Source organism: Streptomyces niveiscabiei, assembly GCF_001419795.1.
Classification (GTDB): Bacteria; Actinomycetota; Actinomycetes; order Streptomycetales; family Streptomycetaceae; genus Streptomyces; species Streptomyces niveiscabiei.
This window is the reverse complement of record NZ_LIRL01001320.1, coordinates 1-1,555: the sequence shown is the minus strand read 5'-3', so window position 1 is coordinate 1,555 and position 1,555 is coordinate 1. Positions and strand designations below refer to the sequence as shown.

Genomic DNA, 1,555 nt, shown 5'->3' with positions numbered 1-1,555 from the left:
CCTCTATCAGGGGATCGGGGGGTTCATCGGGAACATGGTGATGGGGGTGGTGTTCGTCTATCTGTACCGGCGGTGGGGGCGGGTGGGGCCGCTCGTCGTCGCGCATTCGCTGCTCGATATCGGGGCTTTTGTGGGGTACGCCCTTCTCGCCGGGAAAGTCGGCTGGTTGCCGACCGCCTGAGTCAGGCGAGGAGTTCGCCCTCGATGACCGTGACCGCGCGGCCGGTCAGGAGGGTGCGGTTGCCGCGCAGGGAGGTGCGGACCCGGCCGGAGCGCGGGGATGCCTGGAGGCCGGTGAGGTCGGGGGTGCCGAGGCGCTGGGACCAGAAGGGGGCCAGTGCGGTGTGGGCGCTGCCTGTCACGGGGTCCTCGTCGATGCCGACGTTGGGGAAGAAGCAGCGGGAGACGAAGTCGTAGCCGAGGGTGGGGTTCTCGGCGCGGGCGGTGGCGATGACGCCGCGCGCGGAGTAGGCGGCGAGGGCCTTGAGGTCGGGGCGCAGGGCGTGGACGGTCTTCTCGTCGGGCAGCTCCACGAGCAGGTCGCCCACGTTCTCGCCCGTGTCGTACGCGGACAGCGGCTGCGCGCCGAGCGCCTCCGCGACGCCGTCCGGGAGGCCGATCTGCGTCAGCGGGGCCGTCGGGAAGTCGAGGGTGATCGAGCCGTCCTCGGCGGGGGTGGCGGTGAGGATGCCGCTGAGGGTCCTGAAGCGTACGAGGCCCTCGTGGGCGCCGGTCGTGTGCAGGACGTGCGCGGTCGCCAGGGTGGCGTGGCCGCACATCGCGACCTCCGTGGTGGGGGTGAACCAGCGCAGGGCCCAGTCCGCCTCGGGGTCGTCCGGCGTCGGGTGGGCGAACGCCGTCTCCGCGTGGTTGACCTCCAGGGCGATGTTCTGGAGGCGGTCGTCGTCGGGGTAGGAGTCCAGGAGGAGGACGCCCGCCGGATTGCCGGTGAAGGGGCGGTCGGTGAAGGCGTCCACGATTCTGATCCGCATGGACGTGACAGTAGGGGGTGGCGGAGACGGGGCGCCAAGGCCAATCCGGGAAAATTGGACGGGTGCGAGGGAACTGGCGTATGGGGTCGGACGTTGTTGTGGTCACAGGGGCCGGCGGGTTCGTCGGGACGGCAGCTGTGTGGGAGTTGCTGGCTCGGGGAGCGCGGGTCCGGGCGGTGGTGAGACGGGTTCCGGAGGAGGTGGTGGAGGGCGTCGAGTGGGTGGCCGGTGATCTGACCGAGCCCGGTGCGGTGTCGGGAGTGTGCGAGGGCGCGCGGGCCGTCGTCCATCTCGCCTCGTACATCGGGGGCGACGAGGCGATGTGCCGGGCCGTGAACGTCGACGGGACCCGGGCCGTGATGGCCGAGGCCCGGCGGGGCGGGGTGCGGCGGGTGGTGCATCTGTCGACCGCCGCCGTGTACGGGGCCGGGCCGCACAGCGGGATCGAGGTCGGCGAGGTTGTCGCCGAGCCGGTGTCGGCGGTGAGCCGGAGCCGGCTGGCCGGGGAGGGGTTCGCGTTGGAGGCGGGAGGTGTGGTGCTGCGGCCGGGGCTGGTGCTGGGG

At 72.2% G+C, this 1,555-nt stretch carries 3 protein-coding genes; 2 read left to right on the top strand and 1 reads right to left on the bottom strand.

The window, feature by feature from the left end; translation table 11 throughout:
• On the top strand, nucleotides 1-181 hold a 181-nt coding region (locus tag AOK24_RS43585; RefSeq protein ID WP_159052223.1), incomplete at its 5' end, for a CPBP family glutamic-type intramembrane protease.
• Between the two features lies 1 nt (nucleotide 182).
• Here AOK24_RS43585 and AOK24_RS43580 read toward each other — a convergent pair.
• On the bottom strand, nucleotides 183-992 hold the full coding sequence (locus tag AOK24_RS43580; RefSeq protein ID WP_055725358.1) for a PhzF family phenazine biosynthesis protein: 810 nt from the start codon (nucleotides 990-992) through the stop codon (nucleotides 183-185).
• An 80-nt stretch (nucleotides 993-1,072) separates the two neighbouring features.
• On the opposite strand from AOK24_RS43580, the gene AOK24_RS43575 reads away from it, so the two are divergent.
• Nucleotides 1,073-1,555, top strand: a 483-nt coding sequence (locus AOK24_RS43575; protein ID WP_159052222.1) for an NAD-dependent epimerase/dehydratase family protein, incomplete at its 3' end; no start/stop codon positions are given.